This is a genomic window from Cohnella sp. LGH (assembly GCF_017671885.1).
In the GTDB taxonomy this organism is placed as follows: domain Bacteria; phylum Bacillota; class Bacilli; order Paenibacillales; family Paenibacillaceae; genus Cohnella; species Cohnella phaseoli.
In genome coordinates, this window is sequence record NZ_CP072117.1 from 8,329,031 (window position 1) to 8,348,222 (window position 19,192).

The 19,192-nt window shown below is 55.6% G+C and carries 14 protein-coding genes; 9 read left to right on the plus strand and 5 right to left on the minus strand.

Features of this window, described 5'->3' with window-relative positions:
* The 4 genes from J4772_RS34370 to J4772_RS34385 form a co-directional block, all read right to left on the minus strand.
* Positions 1 to 2,112: a glycoside hydrolase family 20 zincin-like fold domain-containing protein gene (locus J4772_RS34370; RefSeq protein WP_209073307.1), complete on the minus strand. Its 2,112-nt coding sequence runs from the start codon at positions 2,110 to 2,112 to the stop codon at positions 1 to 3.
* A 76-nt stretch (positions 2,113 to 2,188) separates the two neighbouring features.
* Positions 2,189 to 3,235, minus strand: a complete 1,047-nt coding sequence (locus J4772_RS34375) for a sugar ABC transporter substrate-binding protein (RefSeq protein WP_209073308.1) — start codon at positions 3,233 to 3,235, stop codon at positions 2,189 to 2,191.
* 97 nt (positions 3,236 to 3,332) lie between these two features.
* On the minus strand, positions 3,333 to 3,704 hold the full coding sequence (locus tag J4772_RS34380; protein WP_209073309.1) for a sensory rhodopsin transducer: 372 nt from the start codon (positions 3,702 to 3,704) through the stop codon (positions 3,333 to 3,335).
* A 4-nt stretch (positions 3,705 to 3,708) separates the two neighbouring features.
* Positions 3,709 to 4,719, minus strand: coding sequence for a LacI family DNA-binding transcriptional regulator (locus J4772_RS34385; RefSeq protein ID WP_247741255.1), 1,011 nt, complete (start codon positions 4,717 to 4,719; stop codon positions 3,709 to 3,711).
* A gap of 607 nt (positions 4,720 to 5,326) precedes the next feature.
* Between J4772_RS34385 and J4772_RS34390 the strand changes: the two genes are divergently transcribed.
* From J4772_RS34390 to pepT, 9 genes are all read left to right on the plus strand, one after another.
* The gene (locus J4772_RS34390) at positions 5,327 to 7,633 is read left to right on the plus strand and encodes a helix-turn-helix domain-containing protein (RefSeq protein ID WP_209073311.1); all 2,307 of its coding nucleotides are present in this window, start codon (positions 5,327 to 5,329) and stop codon (positions 7,631 to 7,633) included.
* A 203-nt stretch (positions 7,634 to 7,836) separates the two neighbouring features.
* Positions 7,837 to 8,709 carry an ABC transporter permease gene (locus J4772_RS34395; RefSeq protein ID WP_116065753.1) on the plus strand — a complete coding sequence of 291 codons (873 nt, stop codon included), beginning with the start codon at positions 7,837 to 7,839 and terminating at the stop codon, positions 8,707 to 8,709.
* Complete coding sequence (locus J4772_RS34400) at positions 8,703 to 9,620, plus strand: carbohydrate ABC transporter permease (protein ID WP_116065739.1); 918 nt, start codon at positions 8,703 to 8,705, stop codon at positions 9,618 to 9,620. Before J4772_RS34395 ends, J4772_RS34400 begins: the two co-directional genes overlap by 7 nt.
* Positions 9,621 to 9,656: 36 nt before the next feature.
* Entirely contained in the window at positions 9,657 to 11,348 is a 1,692-nt protein-coding gene (locus J4772_RS34405) for an ABC transporter substrate-binding protein (protein ID WP_371822803.1), read from the plus strand.
* A gap of 280 nt (positions 11,349 to 11,628) precedes the next feature.
* Positions 11,629 to 12,906, plus strand: a complete 1,278-nt coding sequence (locus J4772_RS34410) for an alpha-L-fucosidase (protein ID WP_209073312.1) — start codon at positions 11,629 to 11,631, stop codon at positions 12,904 to 12,906.
* 15 nt (positions 12,907 to 12,921) lie between these two features.
* The gene (locus J4772_RS34415; protein ID WP_209073313.1) at positions 12,922 to 13,977 is read left to right on the plus strand and encodes an asparaginase; all 1,056 of its coding nucleotides are present in this window, start codon (positions 12,922 to 12,924) and stop codon (positions 13,975 to 13,977) included.
* Positions 13,974 to 15,458, plus strand: a complete 1,485-nt coding sequence (gene pepV, locus J4772_RS34420) for a dipeptidase PepV (protein WP_209073314.1) — start codon at positions 13,974 to 13,976, stop codon at positions 15,456 to 15,458. The genes J4772_RS34415 and pepV overlap by 4 nt, the downstream gene beginning before the upstream one ends.
* A gap of 3 nt (positions 15,459 to 15,461) precedes the next feature.
* Positions 15,462 to 16,985: a leucyl aminopeptidase family protein gene (locus J4772_RS34425; RefSeq protein ID WP_209073315.1), complete on the plus strand. Its 1,524-nt coding sequence runs from the start codon at positions 15,462 to 15,464 to the stop codon at positions 16,983 to 16,985.
* Positions 16,986 to 17,097: 112 nt separating this feature from the next.
* The gene (gene pepT, locus J4772_RS34430; RefSeq protein WP_209073316.1) at positions 17,098 to 18,336 is read left to right on the plus strand and encodes a peptidase T; all 1,239 of its coding nucleotides are present in this window, start codon (positions 17,098 to 17,100) and stop codon (positions 18,334 to 18,336) included.
* Positions 18,337 to 18,781: 445 nt separating this feature from the next.
* On the opposite strand, the gene J4772_RS34435 is transcribed toward pepT, so the two are convergent.
* The gene (locus J4772_RS34435) at positions 18,782 to 19,117 is read right to left on the minus strand and encodes an MGMT family protein (protein WP_209073317.1); all 336 of its coding nucleotides are present in this window, start codon (positions 19,115 to 19,117) and stop codon (positions 18,782 to 18,784) included.
* Positions 19,118 to 19,192: the final 75 nt, after the last annotated feature.

Below are 19,192 nucleotides of genomic sequence, written 5' to 3' on the forward strand. Positions count from 1 at the left end.
CTATAGCCACAGCCAGCCAAACGCCTCGACGCCCAGGAAAATTTGTCTGTCGTTCCGGTTGTCCGGGTCCAGCTCGTTATGGATGACTCTCTTCAGCTCATGGTACGGGTACATGCACGAAGGCATCCCCGTCTCGTCGACCGGATTGACGTCGAAGTACATTCTTTTCACCAGATCGAAATCCAGCTCGTTCAGCCGATCCATCTCCCGTAGGAAGGTCCGCTTATCCTCGGGGGTTACCGCAAGATCGTAGGAAATCGAAGCCAGCGCCAGATCGTAGATGATGCGATTGCGTTCGTGCGAATTTTCGATCTTGTCGAAGTGCTTGACGTACACCTTAAGCCGCTCGTCGCCGCGAATCGCTTCCTTGATCCGCCGGATTCTCGCCCCGAGTTCCGGCCACTCTTTAATCGCTTCCTGAATGACCGGGATATCCTCAGCCTTCACCTTGTTGCGCAGGAAAGGGAACTCCGTCGGGAAAATATTGAACTGGCTCTCGTGAATCGTCAGCATTCTGCGCAGTACGTACAAAATATCGTTGGCCAGCTCTGCGCCGAACACCGCCTCCACGGAATAGCGGTAGAACGTTTCGTGATCCTTTGTCGAGCCCCATCCGTAATAGGCATGAGAATACAGGTTCAGGAAGTAGCCGTACCATTCGAACATGTAGCCGTTAATGCCCTTGACGCCGTGTTTGACGGAATCGATATGCATATCGATGTCTTTCTCGATATACTGGTGATTCGTCTCCTCGTCGGCGCGGATCACGTTCGTCTTGAAAATGCGCATCAGCCGTCCCATCGTCGATGCGACCGCGTTCGCCTCCGTATCCCGGGCCCAGATCCGTTCCTTGCCGAATACGTCGACCCATTTCGGGAACTCGTCGTCCGAGACGTACAGCCCCGGAGCCCAGAACAGAACGATGTCCTCCGGGATGCTGCGCTTGCAGTCCTCCAAATACGCCAGATCCTTCTCAAGCGGTGGCTCGCGCCAAGCGCGAACGCCGACGACGCAGTCCGGATTCTCGTCCTTGATCTCCGTGTAGAGCGTGTTCAGCAGCCAGAAGTTGGCCTTATGCTTCGCCTCCGCAGGAGTCCGGTTCTTCATAAACGTCTCCGCGCAGGCATCGCAATTGCAGAACCAGTAGGACTCTTCGCTCTCCTCGAAGTCGATGCCGTCGAAGCCAAGCTGGACGACGCGCCGGACGGCCGCTTTCAGATAAGCGATATTTTCCGGCCTGCTCAGACACAATGTATCGAAATCGTTTACGAATTTTCCGTCTTTGGGCAATACCATGCGCTTGTCTTTGTAGATGCTCGGATACCCGCCGTTGTAGCTGTTCAGGCCGATATAAGCGAAGAAATCGATGCCGAGCTTGTGGCCGTAAGCGAACAGACGCGATAGAAACTCGTCGGAAATGTTCGGGTGCGTATAAGCGATCTCGATCCAATTGCGGCTTTCTTCGTTCCATACTTTCATTTTGTAGCCTTGGAGCATCGTTTCCGGATATTCGTCGAACTGGAAAGGCCAGTAGCCGTACATGCACATATTAAATTGATTGATTTTGAGGTCGGAGCAAATGTTCAAGTACTCGATCCATTCGTCGTAGCCCCATAGCTGCATATCGAAGCCGATTCGGCCGTAGCCGGCATACCAGGCAAACGTGTTGGAAACGGACCGCCTCTCGATGGACGGCCAGTCGAGAATGTCGGCCTCCCGCAGCGTGTAGCCTCCCTCGTCGTGCTTGGCCAACAGCTGCTTCAGCGTGGACAACGCGTTCACATAGCCGTCCCGATGGGCAAAAGCGATCTCGACGCCGCTTGATCCGACACGCAGGCTAAAGCCTTGCTTTTCGTACAGCTCCGGCCGATCGATCTGCCCGTCGGCTGCGGGAAGCGCGTCGCTCAGCTTGATATCGATGTGAAGCGAATCGGCTTCATCGGCCCGTACCGCAAGGTCTCGATAATTCCACAGCTTCATCTCCGCGATTTCCTTCGCATCGAATCCAGGCGACGCGATTTCCGATGTGATGAGATTCAAGCCGACGAACCGGCCTGTCGTTCCTTCTCCGAAAACCGCCTTTTTCGGTTCCGGCAGCAGCATTGCGCACATCGCATGTTCCTCCTCTACATCTCGTTGTTTCCGGTCAGGGGAAGGAACCACATGCGCCGTTCCCTCCCGTGTTTGTTTAATTCCCCAGCCAGGACCAATTCTTCCAATCGTAGTTGTTGATGTTCTCCGGAGTAATCGTCTCGGGCTTCGGCAGCGGCGTCGTCTCGCCAAGATCCTTGCCGTCGAGCGAGGCTAGCAGCGCTTCAAGCGCAACCTCTCCCAATACGACCGGATCCTGAAGCACTTCGCCGATCCACGCCGGATTGCCGTCCTGGATGTACTGCAGCACCTCCTTGTCGCCGGCCAAACCGATAAACTTCACTTCCTTGTCGCGGTTCGTGCTGACGGCCGCATTGTAAGCGCCGAGAACGAGCGCATCGTTGTGACCGCTGACAACGTCGACCGATTTATTCCGTTGAAGCACGTTCTCGAACAGCGTCTGCGCCGAGTTGCGATCTCCTTTAGGGTCTCCCTCTTCAATGACTTTTGCATTTGGGAACGCCTCCTTGATGACGCTGGAAAATCCTTCGAAGCGATCGACGGACGCTTGGCCGGAGGCCGGAACGGACAAATAGACGACGGTCGGATCTTCTTTATTCAGAGTTTTCAAATAATTAATCGCAACCTCGCCCGCGGCTTTGCCCATCTCCTTGAAGTCGTGTCCGACGAACGTTTCCCATACTGCATCTTCCGGGTTATCCGGCGATTGCGGGTAGTCGCCTACGACGATTTTCACGCCCTGCTCATGCAGCTTGACCATCGTCGGAATGATCGCTTTGCCGTCGACCGGGAATACGACGATGCCTTTGGCCCCTAGCTGCGCCATATTTTCCAATTGAGTGATCTGCGTATTGATGTCGAACTTGCCGTCTTCGAATTGCAGCTTTAAGTTTTTGCCCGACTTCGCGGCATAATTGTTCATTCCGTCGATCGCGCCCTGATACCAAGGCCAGCCGAGATTCATGATCGCGCCGCCGATAACCGTCTGATCGCCCGCTGCCGAAGGACTGCCGCTCGCCGCTCCTCCCGTCTCATTGTTGTTCTTGCCGGAATTCGAACAGCCAACCAACACAAGCGTAAGCACCAATACTGCGGAGAATGACTTAACCCAACCCTTTGTCATACTTATTGCCTCCTTATATATGTTGTTGCAGACCGCGGATAAACCCGCAGGCCCCTAATGCCGATTCGAAAGCAAAAACATAGCGGGCGTTCGCAGATCAGACGCTTAGCCCCATCGTAGTGTAAAATGCCATATTCGTCTGACGGGTATCCAATCTTCCGTACTGGACTACGACCGGGACGTCGCTGACCAGCTTGACGGCATACTGTGTCTCCTTCGGCACGACGTACCCGCCAAGGTCCTCCGGATGATCCAGCCGGAAGCAGCGCACCCGCTGCCCTTCAACCTCTGCGGCAAGGCCTTCCACCGGCTCTTGGTCTGGGAAGTACAAGGTAAACCGCAGGATCGCCTTGTCGTCGTTCATGTTCAGCACGATGATCGATTCGTGGCCTTCCAGCGGATGCTCGCCGGGCGGCGGCAGCTCGCAATCGGGAAATACCCATAGCCTTTTCCCCTTGTTGTCGTTCATGTCGTCATCCCCCGATACGTTTTTGGCTTGACTCATTGATGATCAGCTTGGGCTCGAGCACGATTTTCTCGAACACCGGCATATTTTTGTTTTTCTCTTTCCTCATAATGATCTCTCCCGCAATCGAGCCGATCATATCCGCCGGCTGAACGACCGAAGTGATCTGCGGCCGGATCAAGCCCGTCTCGTCGTTGGCGTCGAAGCATACGGCTGCAATATCGTGAGGAACGCTCAGCCCCTTCTCCAAAATCGCTTTGATCGCGCCGTAGAGCAGAAAATCGTTCGCGGCGAAAATCGCCGTCGGCAGTTCATCCTGCTTCAACCATTCGCTCATGATTTTGTAGCCGCTCTCTTTGCGGAATTCCCCTACGCCGATCCATTCGTCCCGAACGGACAGCCCGTTCTCCTCCAAGCATCTCCGAAATCCCTGCAGACGCTCGGCCGCCGACGATTGGTGCTGCGGGCCGGTCAGAATCGCCAGCTTCTCGTGCCCCTGCTCGACAAGATGCCTCGCCAGCTCGTAGCCGGCCTTCAAGTTGTCAATCGTCACGACGTCGAAATTCTCCTGCGTATTCGGCAGGTTGTCGAAGAAAACAAACGGAATGCCGGATCGCTTGTATTGCTCGAACAGCTGCGGATCTCCCCCTACAGTAGCAAGGACGAGTCCCGTCACCTGCTTCTGCAGCAGGAGTTGAACGTACTCTTCCTCCTTCTGGATATCCTCGTCGCTGTTGCAGACGATGACCGAGTGCTCGTTCTCTCTCGCCACTTTCTCCACGCCTTTGATGACGCTCGCATAGAAGCTGTTGGAGATATCGGGCACGATAACTCCGATCGTATTGGCGCTCTTCCGCTTCAAGCTGCGCGCGACCTCATTCGGCTGGTAGCCCATTTCCTTTATCGTCTTGAGAATCAGCTCCTTGGTGTCCTTATTAACTCTGCCCGTGCCGTTAATGACTCTGGATACGGTCGAGATCGAAATGTTTAGTCGCTTGGCAATGTCCTTCAATTGCACGGCCAATTTTATTCATCCCCCAGCATTTGCGAGAACGTTCTCGCAACTTTGTCAAAAAAATATCGGAATTTCCGACTCTTTTTTTGACCTTTTTCATTTTCCGCAACCATGATTGCGTTTTCATTCGACATATTACCCTAAATAAATCCCCTTTTCAACCCCAAATTGAAAAATAATTTTCATCCAATCGCATTCCCCTCTCCTCTTCCAGGTTTTCTCAAGATAATAATGAGCAAACGTTATCTCAAGTAAAGAATATAACTTTCGCACGTTTATGTCAATAAAAATAACATGATTCTTCGTTTATTTAGATTATTGCTGAATTTAACATTTTGAATGTAATATATTATAACATGATACAGAAGTTTTATGATCAAAGACGTCCCACTTTCTAAAATCGCCTGACGATCTGGTCGTCGATAACCTGCTTTGTCCGACAAACTAGAGAGAAACGAGATAGAGCAGCTTCACTTTCCTCAGCTGAGCTTGGCAAGAAAATACAGCCGCTCGCGAATACCGCTGACGCATGTTATTTGTTATCATTTAGAAAGCCCTTTCACCCAAAGACAGATCAGAGAGAGACGCAAATATCAGGGGGAGTTCATTGATGAATACAGAGAAACAGCGCGGTAGCATGAAGGTGTGGATTCATTTCTTCGCTCCTTACGGCATTCTGCTGGTCGGATTTCTGGCCGTTGCCCTATACGCCTACGACAGAACGTCAACTTTAGTGGAAAATAACTCCAAAGAAACGGCTTATACGGTCATGCAGCAGACAAAGGAAATTATGGATCGCCGGTTCGAGGAGCTGGAGACGATCGCCGAGCAGGTGTCCAGCTCCCCCAAGGTGCTGAGCTTTCTCTACGTCGACAAGCCGTTCTACGGCACGAATCCGGTTCGCATCCTGGAGCTCCGTACCGCTCTGTTCGACTATCCCTTGTTTAATCATTTCATTTTGGATTACTACGTCGCGTATCCACGCAGCGGAGCCGTCGTCTCTCCGGACAGCTCCCATTCGCTGCGGCAATTTTACGATCTGGAATTCCGATACGCCGAGCAAACCTATGAGGAATGGGCGGACGGACTCACGGAATCCGCGGGCCGCAAAACGTTCCTGCCCGGCCAGCCCGCCGTTTATCGGGGCAAGCTCCATTCCGTCGTCTCCTATATGCAGTCGTTCGGAACCCGGGACCGACCCGGCGTCGTTCTGATGCTGATCGACGACAATCAAATCCGCAGCCTGCTCCACAAGCTGGATTCGAGCAACGGAGGCTTCGCCTTTATCGCCGACGCCAAAGGGGACATTATCAGTCGCATCGGCTCGGACGCCGACATCGGCGGGGTGAAGGATCTGCCAGACGGCTTCTCCCAGTTGAATATCGAGGGCAGCAGCATGCTGGTCACGAAGACGACGTCCCGCTACAACGGCTGGACGTACGTATCGGCGCAGCCCGAATCCTATGTGCTTCAGCAGGTGCACTATTTTAAAGAATTGATCCTGACGATTATTCTGCTCGGTCTCGGCTTCGGCCTGCTGGCCGCCCTGCTGTTCTCTTACCGCAACAGTCGACCGCTCTGGATGCTGCTGCGCGTTCTGCCCAGCCAGCGCTTCGGCGGCGGAGAAGCTGCCTCTCAGCGCAACGCCTGGGATCAGATCCGTACCTCCGTCGTCAGCCTGGTCCACAGCAACGATTTTCTGTCCGAGAAGATGGAACAGCAGGTTCCGCTCATTCGCAGCGGCTTTTACGATCGGCTGCTTCGGGGCCACTACTTGTCCAACAAAGACATCGCCGTCGCCATGGAGCATTCCAGGCAAGCCTGGGAGGGCGGCCGCTTCTCCGTCGGCATTCTCGTCATCTCCGGCTATGACGGCACGTATAACGAAGCGATGCTCACCGAGCTGGACTTTCGCAAGATCGCCATTCGGGATATTATCGTCAAAAGCTTCGGCCGAACGATCTCGACTCACGATCTCGGCGAAAACCAGATCGGCCTGTTGTTCAACGACGACTCGGATTCCCCTGAAGCTTTTCTCGATGAAATCCGGCGCATGCTCAAGGAACTCCAAAACCGCATAGCCGCCGCTTTAAACGTGCAAACCTACGCGGCAGTCGGCGGTTGTTACCTGGAGATGACCGAGATCAGCCGCTCATACGAGGAAGCCCGTCTGTTGATGCAGCGAGCCAGCTGGTCCGAGGAACGCACGATCGTCGCGCAGGACGACGAGATCAGTCCGACTACGCTGCCGGCCTACTATTACCCGCCGGACGTGGAGCAACGGCTCATTAATCTCGTCAAATCGGGCAGCGTATCGGAAACCGAGGCGCTGCTCGGTCAAATTCGCGAGAATAATCTCGATCAGCCGAATTTGCCGGCCGCCATCGGCAAAATTCTCGTGAATGAAATGACCGGCACGCTCCTGAAGTGCCTCGAGCAGGCCGGAACGGAGGCGGATCGACAGCACGAGATGATTCATACGGCGCTGCTCGCCCCGGAAGCCGGACGTGCGGCTAAGCTGGCGTTCGGCCAGTTGTCGGACGCCTTCCTGCATCTCTGCCGCGGCCAGCACGACCGGAAGAAAAGCCATAACAATCAGCTTAAAGACGACTTGATCCGCTATCTCGACGAACACTATATGCAGACCGACTTGAGCCTGACTACCTTGGCCGATCGCTTCAACACATCGGAAGCGTACATTTCTTATTTTTTCAAAGAACAGACCGGCGTGAATTTCTCCGACTACTTGGAGAACGTGCGCATGGGCCATGCCAAGCGAATGCTGGTCGAGAGCGACATGCCCGTCAGCGAAATCTCCGCCTGGGTCGGTTACTACTCCCTCAACTCGTTCAGCCGCGCCTTCAAAAGGTCCAACGGCCTTAGCGCCACGGAGTTCCGCCGTAATTCCCGCGGCTGATTCTAAACAATTGAATAGTCTATGAATACGGAATAAAAGCGCTTACAAGCCAATCTAAATTCGTGCATAATCCTTGATTTTGTCAGCTTTACGGTTAGCCCCTCCCCCCTCTATACTTCGAATCACCGGCCGGCAACACCAAGTCTTAAGCCGAGGGGGGATGGCAACTGAAAACATTGACCGATGTAAGGAAAGGCTGGCAACTGTATGCGTTGTTCGCTCTACCGCTTCTTTACATCATCGTATTCAAATACGTACCGATGTTTGGAAACGTTATCGCGTTTAAGCAATTCACTGTCACCAAAGGCATGTTCGGAAGTCCATGGGTCGGCTTCGACCATTTCGAGCGTTTCTTTAATTCCTACGAATTTTGGAGATTGCTCAGAAATACGCTGTCCATCAGCGTCTACACTCTCATTGCCAGCTTTCCTTTTCCGATTCTGTTGGCGTTGGGATTGAATTACGTCAAAAACGAGCGGTTCAAAAAAACCGTACAAATGGTTACCTACGCGCCTTATTTCATCTCATTGGTTGTCGTGGTCGGTTTGCTATTCCAGTTTCTCGACCCTCGGACCGGCATTGTCAACTCGCTCCTGGGCTGGTTCGGCGTTGATCCGATCAATTTCATGGGGCAAGCGGGCATGTTTCAATCGATCTATGTTTGGTCCCACGTCTGGCAGAACGTCGGCTTCGCCTGCATTATCTATTTGGCGGCATTGGCCGGAATCGATCCTTCGCTTCACGAGGCGGCCGTCATGGACGGCGCGAGCAAAATCCAGCGCATGCGCCATATCGACCTGCCGGGCATTATGCCGATTGCCGTCATTCTGCTTATCTTGAACACGGGTCAGATTATGGAGACCGGCTTCGAGAAAATTTTGCTGATGCAAAACGCGTTGAATTTGCGGGCCTCAGAGGTTATCGATACGTACGTGTACAAAATCGGCCTCGTTTCGCAAGCGCTTAACTTCTCGTATGCCACCGCTATCGGCCTGTTCAAAGCCGTGATCGGCTTCGTGCTGCTCATCGTCGTGAATCAAACGGCCAAGAAAGTGGGGCAGGAAAGCCTATGGTAAGAGGAATGAAAGCCTCCGATCGAGCCGCGATCCGGGAATCGGGCGGAGACCGTGCCTTTAATGTCGCGAACTACATTCTGCTGACGATCGTGCTTATCGTTGTGCTGTACCCTTTGGTCTACGTCGTAAGCGCTTCCTTCAGCTCCAGCTACGCCGTCCTGTCGGGCAAAGTATGGTTATGGCCGGTGGAACCGTCTCTTGAAGGCTATAAAGCCGTGTTCAAAAACAAAAATATTCTGACCGGCTTCCAGAACACGTTCTTCTATACGCTCGCGGGAACATTCGTTAACGTCGTTATGACGGTGCTCGCCGCCTACCCGCTGTCCCGTAAGGACTTCCGGGGACGGAACAAGTTCATGCTGCTGTTCGTGTTCACGATGATGTTTAACGGCGGGCTGATTCCGACCTACTTCGTCGTTAAAGATCTGAGCATGATCGATACCGTCTGGGCGATGCTCATTCCGACCGCTCTGTCCGTATGGAACGTCATCATTATGAGAACCTACTTCCAGACAACGATTCCGGGCGAGCTGCTTGAAGCGTCCCAGATCGACGGCTGCAACGATTTCCGTTTCCTGCTGAAGATCGTCGTCCCGCTGTCGGGACCGATTATCGCCGTCATCGCGCTATTCTACGCTGTCGGCCATTGGAATCAATATTTTAACGCCATGATCTACTTGAAAAACCCGCAATTGTATCCGCTTCAACTCATTCTTAGAGATATTCTCGTACAAAACGAAGTCCGGATCGACATGCTGGGAGACGTGAAATCGGCGGCGGCCCGCCAAGGCTTGCGCGAGCTGCTCAAATACTCGCTTATCGTCATCTCGTCCGTCCCGCTCATGCTCGTCTATCCGTTTGTTCAGAAGTTTTTTGTAAAAGGCGTCATGATCGGTTCGATAAAGGGCTAAATTAAATCGCAATCACTCGGGAGGGTCTATCCTATTATGATGAAGAAATCCTTGTTTAGCATGATCGCGACTGTACTGCTATTGTCTACGGTGCTGGCCGCTTGCTCCAGCTCCAAAAACGAAGGAGGCCAGGCCTCCTCTTCTTCCTCTGCACCGGCAGGGAGCGCAAGCGCGGAAGGCAGCTTGCTGACCGAGCCCGGCACTTATCCGATCACCAAGGAAAAAGTGACGCTTAAGGTCATGGTGCGCGGCAACCCGCTCGTCGAGGATTTCTCCACCAACGAGTTCACCAAATGGTACGAAGAGAAAACGAACGTTCATATCGAATGGGAAGTCGTTCCGGAGCAAAGCATGCAGGAGAAGCTGAACCTCGTGCTCGCCAGCGAAGACTATCCGGACGTCATCTTCGGCATGAACGTCTCCCCGGCGCAGGAAATGATCTACGGCACGCAGGGCGTGTTCCTGCCTCTGAACGACCTGATCGAGAGCCAAGGCACGCAGACGAAGAAGCTGTTCGCCGACCGTCCCGACATTAAGGAAGCGATTACCGCTCCGGGCGGCAATATCTACTCTCTGCCGGAAATCAACGAATGCTACCACTGCTCGATGAGCCAGAAAATGTGGATTTATCAGCCTTGGCTCGACAAGCTCGGCTTGGAAATGCCTAAGACGACCGAAGAGCTGTACAACGTGCTTAAAGCGTTCAAAACGCAGGACCCTAACGGCAACGGCAAGGCGGACGAAGTCGCGCTGTCCATCTCTCCGAAATCGTGGAGATCGTCCATCGACGCGTTCCTGATGAACTCATTCGTCTATAACCCGGTATACGGCACGACGAAGCGGTTGTTCGTTCAAGACGGCAAGCTCGACGTCTCGTACACGAAGCCGGAATGGAAGGAAGGCTTGAAGTACCTGAACAAGCTGTATTCCGAAGGGCTGATTACGCCGGAATCGTTCACTCAGGACGACAACCAGTTGATCCAGGTCGGAGAAAATCCGGACGTTCCGCTGCTCGGCGCTTCTACTGGCGGACACCAAGGCGTATTCACGCAGCTTCTCGGCGAGAGCGGACGTTGGAACGAGTACAAGACGGTTCCCGTGCTGAAAGGTCCGAACGGCGCGCAATATGCTCCTACGGACGCAACGAGCTTGACGACCGGCTCCTTCCTGATCACGAACAAGGCGAAAAATCCGGAAGTCGCGCTTCGCTGGGCCGACGGTCTGTACGAATACGAGCACACGCTGCGCAGCAACTACGGACGTCCGGATCAGGAATGGCGCAACGCGACGGATGGCGAGATCGGCATTAACGGCGAGCCGGCCAAATGGTCCGAGCTGAAATCGTTCGGCGAAGTTCAGAACGTCAACTGGGCGCAGACCGGCCCGGCTCTTCGCTCCAACGAATTCCGTCTGAGCGCGGTCAGCAAGGGCAACGACGATCTCGAAGTCATTCTCTACAACGAGACGAAAAACAATTATGAGCCTTACAAATCGAGCACTTACGCAACCGTTCCTCCTCTGTTCATGACGAACGAGCAAGCGACCGAAATCGCCGATCTCTCGAAAACCGTCAACGACTACGTAGAGGAAATGCTCGCTCGCTTCGTCACCGGCGATGCAGACGTCGAGAAGGAATGGGACACTTATCTCAAGACGCTCGACAGCATGAACCTGAAGCGACTGATCGCAATCTATCAAGAAGCGTACGACGCTCAGATTAAGAAATAAGCCGGTTGGGAGGGTGCTGTCCCCTAAGCCAATCAAGTTGTTGTGAAAGATAATCGATGTTAAAGGCGCAATGGGTATGTATCTCCCTCCGATGCTATACACTCCTGAAATTTGAACAGGTAAACCCGTGATAAGGTCATTTCAGGAGCGTATGAGGCAGTCTCCGGGAGACACATACCCCTTGCTTTATTTATCGATTATCTCTGGCAACTTTGCTTATGGGATAGCTCCTCTCCTTATCTTGCCAGGGAATATGGAGAATGTAGGAGGTTGTCCGCTAATGAGCACAAGAGAAGAAAGAACGAGAGAATTTCTGCGCAGTCGGTTCGGCATGTTTATCCACTGGGGGCTGTACTCGATTCCGGCGCGGGGAGAATGGGTTCGGGGCAACGAGAAAATGAGCTTCGAGCAGTACAAGGTCTTCTTCGACGAATTCGATGCGACCCGGTACGATCCTCGGGCTTGGGCGCGCGCCGCCAAGGCGGCAGGACAGAAATATGCGGTGTTAACGACAAAGCACCACGACGGCTTCTGTCTGTTCGACAGCAAGCTTACCGATTTCAAAGCGACGAATACGCCGGCCGGGCGCGATCTGATTCGCGAATACGTCGACGCCTTCCGCGCCGAAGGGCTATCCGTTGGTCTCTACTACTCGATCATCGACTGGCATCACCCCGATTATCCGGGCTACGGCGACCGCATTCATCCGGATCGGGACAACGAAGCCGCCAAGGACAAGCCGATCGACTTCGATCGTTACTTGGACTATATGCACGGCCAAGTGCGCGAGCTGCTGACGAACTACGGCAAGATCGACATTATGTGGTTCGACTTCTCCTACGACGATATGACCGGGGAAAAATGGCGAGCGACCGAGCTCATCCGCATGATCCGCTCGATCCAGCCGGACATCATCATCGACAACCGTCTCGGCGGGGACATTCGCGCGGCGGAACCCGAGGAATACGCCGGCGATTTCTATTCTCCCGAACAGATAATCCCTCCGGGCGGCATCGTCGATGTCAACGGCGCCTCGATTCCGTGGGAGGCCTGCATTACGCTGAACGACAACTGGGGCTATCATTCCGGGGATAGGGAATACAAGTCCGCCGCTCAGGTCATTCGTACGTTGGTCGAATGCGTCAGCAAGAACGGCAATCTGCTGCTCAACGTCGGACCGGACGCCAAGGGCGAGGTCACCCGCGAATCTCTCGACGTACTCGGCGAAGTCGGAGAATGGCTGCGCTTAAACGGCGACAGCATCTACGGATGCGGAGCTTCGGAGCTAGCCAAGCCGGAGTGGGGCCGTTATACTCAAAATGGGAACAAGCTGTACGCGCATGTCTTCGATCGCGGCATCGGACCGGTCTATTTTGCCGGCCTGAAGGGCAGGATCAAGCGGGCGCGATTGCTTCGCGACGGAACTGAATTAAAGGTAGAACTCCCCTGGATGGCGGAGCAATATTCCGACATCGACAGCGGCGCGTTTATTACGCTGAAGGGCGCGCGCCTGCCCGACGAGAAGGATACGGTCATCGAGCTGGAGCTTCTTCCATAAGGGAGGAACAAAAGGATGAGCGAGTTGGCAACAGGACTGGAGGAAAGCTTGGCGAACGGAGCCGAGCCTCTTGTGCTGGAATATCGCGGAGGTTTTCTGGAAAACGTCCATTACGGACATGTATGCGCAGTGAACGAAAAAGGTGACGTTGTCGGGCAATACGGCGATCCGAACGCAATCACGTTCATGCGCTCGGCGGCGAAGCCGATTCAGGCTCTGCCCTTTTTCCTGGAAGGCTTCGACAAGCGGTTCGGGTTCACCCCGGAGGAACAGGCGATCATGATGGCTTCGCACCGGGCTCTCCCCTACCATGTAGAGGCGTTGGAGGGAATGCTCCGCAAGCTGGGGCTGGATGAACAGACGCTCGTCTGCAAACCGACCTATCCCTTGGACGCAGACGCCCGGGATGCGCTCGTCGCCGAGCGGCAGCCGCAGCGTCGCATCTATCACAACTGCTCCGGCAAGCACCTCGGCGTGCTCGCCTCCTGCGTCGGTATGGGCTATTCGCTGGACAACTACTATTCGCCCGATCATCCGGTTCAGCGGCGCATCGTTTCGCTGGCCGCCGAACTGGCGGAGATTCCGCAGGAGGACATCCGCATCGGCACCGACGGCTGCGGCTTCCCGGTATTCGGCATGCCGCTGCGGCACATGGCGACCGCCTTCCTGAAGCTGGCCTGCCCGGATCTGATCGCCGACCCGGCGCTGCGCGAGGCGGTGCGCAAGGTAACGGGACTGATGAACGCTTATCCTCGCATGATTTCAGCTGAATACTTAATCTGCCCGAACCTGCTTATGGACGACAACATTGTCGCCAAGGGCGGAGCCAAAGGCATCTATTGCTTCGGTCTGAAGAAGGAGAGGCTCGGCTTCGCGCTGAAGGTCGTCGACGGTTCGGAGGATGAATGGCCAATCGCGGTCGCTTCTATACTGGAGCAGATCGGTTACGACAACCGGGAAACGATCGACCGCCTCTACCGGATCGGTCCGCCGGAAATCCGCAACGACAACGGACTGGTCATCGGCGAGAATCGCAGCGTCATTCAGCTTCGCCGGGGGGAAAAGCTATGACGCGCATCGATTGGATCGAGCAAGCACGGAGACGGCAAGACGCGCTGCTGCGCGACTTGTCGTCTCTCCTTGCGATTCCGAGCGTGAAGGACGAGGCCACCGCGGGGCCGGACGCCCCTCTTGGCCGAGAATCCGCCCGGGCTTTGGCTTGGACGCTGGAACTGGCCGGGAAGCACGGACTATCGACGGCGGAGATTGAAGGCATCGTCGGCTACGCGGATTATGACGGTCCGGAAAGTCTCGCAGATAGCAAAGACAGTAAGGACAACTACATCGCGGTACTGAGCCATGTCGACGTCGTGCCCGCCAGCGGCGAATGGACTTCCCCTCCCTTCGTGCCCACGATTCGAAACGGCCGTTTATATGCGCGGGGAGCGCTGGACGACAAGGGACCGGCTCTGGCCGCGTTTTACGGCATGCTGATCGTTAAGGAGCTCGGTCTGCCATTGCGCCATCGGGTTCGGCTGATCTTCGGAACCGATGAGGAGACCGGCATGAGCTGCATGGACGCTTATAATCGCCATGAACGTCCTCCGCTCGCCGGATTTACCCCCGACGCCGACTTCCCGATCGTCCATGCGGAGAAAGGGCAGATCAACACGGCCATGACGCTGCGCTTATCGGGCAGCGATGAGGGCGAAGCGGAGCTGAGGCTGTGCGGCTTCCGTTCCGGCTTCGCCGCGAATATGGTGCCCGACGCTGCGGAAGCGATCGTTCACGGCTCTCCGGAAAGGCTGGCGGCCGTCGTATCGGAGTTCTGGTCGTTCTGCTCCGCGAACGGACTGCACGGCACGACCTCGACCGACCTGCAATTGTCGGAATGCTCGACCGTGCTGCGCATGGCCGGCAAGTCCGCACACGGCATGATGCCGGAAATCGGCGTCAACGCCGGGCTGCGGCTGCTTGAGTTTCTGGGCAGCCAGCCGCTGGGCGGGGACGACGAGCGGTTCGTCCGCGGCGCGGTCGAGCTGCTCGTTCCCGACACTTCCGGCGAGGCGCTCGGCATCTCCTGCCGGGATGAAGCGACAGGAGCGCTCACCGTTAACGTCGGTTTGCTTCGCTACGCACCAACCGCGGAAGATGCGTTCTTCCAGCTCAACATCCGGTTTCCGGCTTGCGCGAACGGAGAGCAGCTTGTCGGCAAGCTGGAAGAACGGCTGCGGCCGTACGGCTTCCAGCTCACGCCGCCGACTCTTAAGACGCCTCATGAAGTGCCTGCCGAACATCCGATGATCCGGGCGCTGCAGCGCATCTACACGGAGCAGACCGGGCATACTGCGACGCTGCTCTCGACGGGAGGCGGCACTTACGCCTGCAAGCTGCCCGGTTGCGTCGCCTTCGGCCCGCTTTTCCCGGGCGAGGAGGATACGGCGCACCAGCCGGACGAGTCGATCTCCATCGACAGCCTGCTGCGGGCGACCGCCCTATATGCCGAGGCGATCTACGAGCTTGCGAACATCGACTACGGAAAGGAGCCTTAACGCATGAGGATCGACATTGTGGAAAGGCTGGATGAGCTTTCGGCGGAAGGGCCGGGGGCAGGCTCAGAGTCCGATTCGCGTCCCGGAACGGGTTCGAGTTCAAGCCCGGCCTTGTCGTCGGAGGTCATTCTCCATCTCGCCTTCGAAGGCGGCCAAGAGAGGATCCCCGGACTTAACGTCGAGCCGACTCCTTCCGCAGCCGCTTTGGGGCGAACAAGTCTGCTGTACGGAGCTCCCGGACAACGTCACGCGGCGATCGTCGGGCTAGGCTCTGCGCACGCCCTCAATGCCGAGCGGCTGCGGCGGGCGGCCGGAAGCGCCGCTCGGGCCGTCGGCCGCGAAGGCTACAAGACCTCGGCGGTCGATCTCGGTCCGGCGATGGACGGTCTGGGCGCGGAAGTCGGCGTACAGGCGTGGTTGGAAGGCTGGATGCTGGGCAGCTATAGGTTCGATGCCTATAAGAAGGAGACCGGGAGAAAAAGCGCGGCCTCTTCGCTGCGGCTTCTGGTTGACCCGTCGACTCGCGATGCTGCGATCGAGTGGGTCAAAAAGGCGCAGCATCGCGCAGAAAGCACAATGCTTGCCCGAGATTGGTGCAACGAGCCTGCCAATGTGATGACTCCAGAGCGGCTTGTGGACGAAATTCAACAGCGTTTTGCGGATCTGCCGGACGTTCATGTGCGAGTCTATCGCGGGAATGATTTGGCTGCGCATGGCATGAACGGACTTCTGGCCGTCAGCCAGGGCAGCCGCCATGCCCCCGCTCTCGTCGAACTGATCTACGCCTCCGATCCGTCCCAACCCCTGGTCGCGCTGGTCGGCAAAGGGATGACATTCGATATGGGCGGCATGAACGTAAAAACGGGGCGCGATCTGAGCGAAGCCCGCTTCGACATGGGCGGAGCCTGCGCCGTCGCCGGAGCGCTCGATCTGCTGGCGCGCAGCGGAGCGGCGGTCAACGTCGCCGCGCTAATCGCCGTCGCGGACAACGTGCCGGGGTCGGGCGCTCTGCTCCCCTCCTCCATCGTTCGCTATCCGAACGACCTGACCGTTCAGGTCGGCAACACGGACGCCGAGGGGCGGCTGATTCTGGCCGACGCTTTGCTGCACGCACAGCGGCTTGGCGCAGCCGAGATCATGGATATCGCAACGCTGACGGGCAGCGTCGGCCACGCGCTCGGGCTGCGAGTCTCCGGCGTATGGGGCGATCCCTCTATAACGGAAGCGCTGCGCGACTGCGGCGAAACGTGCGGAGACCGGGTATGGCCGATGCCGCTGATCGACGATGACGAGGAGCTGCTGCGCAGCGACTACGCCGATCTGAACAACATCAGCTCCAGCTCCTACGGCGGAGCTGGAGCGGCGGCTCTGTTCCTGCGGCGGTTCATCGGGGAAGGCGTTAGATGGGCTCATATCGATATGGCCAATACCGTCCAAGCCCCGTCCGATCGCGGCTATGAGACCGTCGGTGCGACTGGCTTCGGCGTTCGTCTTCTTGCAGATTATTTGCAAAGAATCAGAGCTTAGTCCATATCCTGCAAGGCGGCAAAGCCTGGACAGCCTGCGCACCGCGGTCCCAGGCTTGTTTCGCAGTTGGGCGGAACTTTGGTACAATAACTGCAAGGAGTTGAGATCAAACGTGAAAAATGAAATCATTACCCGCTTCAAAACCTACGCCCAGGTAGATACGCAATCGGATGAAAACAGGACAACCTGCCCGACGACCGATGGCCAGCTGACGCTGGGACGAATGCTGGCAGAGGAACTTAAGGAGATCGGCATGCAGGACGTGACGATCGACGACAACGGCTACGTCATGGCCACTCTTCCCTCCAATACGGATAAGGATGTGCCGACGATCGGTTTTCTGGCGCACCTCGATACAGCGACCGATTTTACGGGCAAGAACGTTAAACCGCAGCTTGTCGAAAACTACGACGGCGGGGATATCATCCTGAACGCGGAGCAGAACATCGTTCTCTCCCCTCGCGATTTCCCTGAGTTGACGGAATACAAGGGACAGACGTTGATTACGACTGACGGCACGACGCTGCTTGGCGCCGACGACAAGGCGGGCATAACCGAAATCATGACCGCGATGGCTTATTTGATCAAGCATCCGGAGATCAAGCACGGCCGTATTCGGGTCGTATTTACCCCCGACGAGGAGATCGGCCGCGGCCCTCACCGTTTCGACGTTGCGGCCTTCGATGCGCAATTCGCCTATACGATGGATGGAGGCCCGCTTGGAGAGCTGCAATATGAGAGCTTTAACGCCGCGAGCGCCCGCATTACGTGCACAGGCACCATCGTTCACCCCGGAACGGCCAAAGGCAAAATGGTCAACTCCGCCAAAATCGCGATGGAGATCCACAGCCGTCTGCCCGTCCAAGAGGCGCCTGAGCACACGGAGGACTATGAGGGCTTCTTCCATCTGATCTCCATTAACGGGGACGTGGAAGAGACGAAGCTGAATTATTTGATCCGGGACTTCGATCGCGCCCGATTTGAAGGACGGAAAGAACTGCTCGCAGCTATCGCGGAGGAAATGAGGAAGAAGTACGGAGCGGAGCGAGTATCGCTTGAAATCAAGGATCAGTACTTCAACATGCGCGAGAAAATCGAGCCGGTTCGCGAGATCGTCGACATTGCCCATCAAGCGATGGTCAACCTTGGCATTGAGCCGCTCGTCCAGCCAATCCGCGGAGGAACGGACGGTTCTCAGCTCAGCTATATGGGACTGCCCACTCCGAACATCTTTACTGGCGGCGAAAACTATCACGGACGCTTCGAATACGTCTCCGTCGATACGATGATCAAGGCCGTAAACGTCATTGTCGAGATCGCCAAGCTGTTCGAGCAGCGTTCCGAGCGTTAATCGCACAGCAAAAAAGGGGCTGCCCCCATTAGCGCTTCAAAGTGATAGGAGGATGCGCCTCCTTCCGTTGCTATACGCCCCTGAAATCCGAATGGGGAAACCCGTGACAAGGTAATTTCAGGAGCGTATGAGGCAGCCTCCACGCTATAATCAGCCCACAACGTTTCCATTTTTATGGGAATTAAACTTTACTGGGGATCTATTTGTACACAAAAGTTTACGCGGAGGGAAGTTAGTCGAAATATCGTACAACGCAGCTCAAATCAGGCTTAAACAGAGAACATTTGATCGAAAAATCGCACAAAGCTGCTCTGCTCAGGTTCAAATGACGAACGTTTGTGGGAAAAACCGTATAAATCATCCAAGACCAAAGATTGTATGATATCGATCATCTCAAGCAACTTTACTTATGGGACAGCCTATCTCTCTTTGTACCAACGTCTCCTTACTCCGACTCTCCTGCCTTCTCGTCCGCCTCCGGAACATGCCGATACTGCTCCAGATCGATCAAGCCGTTCAAGCCGATCTCGACCCCTTCGTTTTCCAAGTAGAGCTGCTGCATATATCGCCCATCGCCCTCCTGGATCGCAATCTCTCCTTTGGAGTTCAAGACCCTATGCCACGGAAGCCTGTGCTTCTCGCTCAAGGAATGAAGAATGCGCACAACCTGCCTTGCCGCTCTTCGGCTCCCGGCGCATTCCGCCACCTGCCCGTAAGTCATAACGCGCCCTTCGGGAATGCTGCGAATAATATCGACGACACGCTTCGTAAATGGCTGCATCCGAACCTCTCCCCGTTCGCAATCGAATACTCGTCCCCATTGTATCACGTATGTTCTTGCCGCGAAGGCGTACAA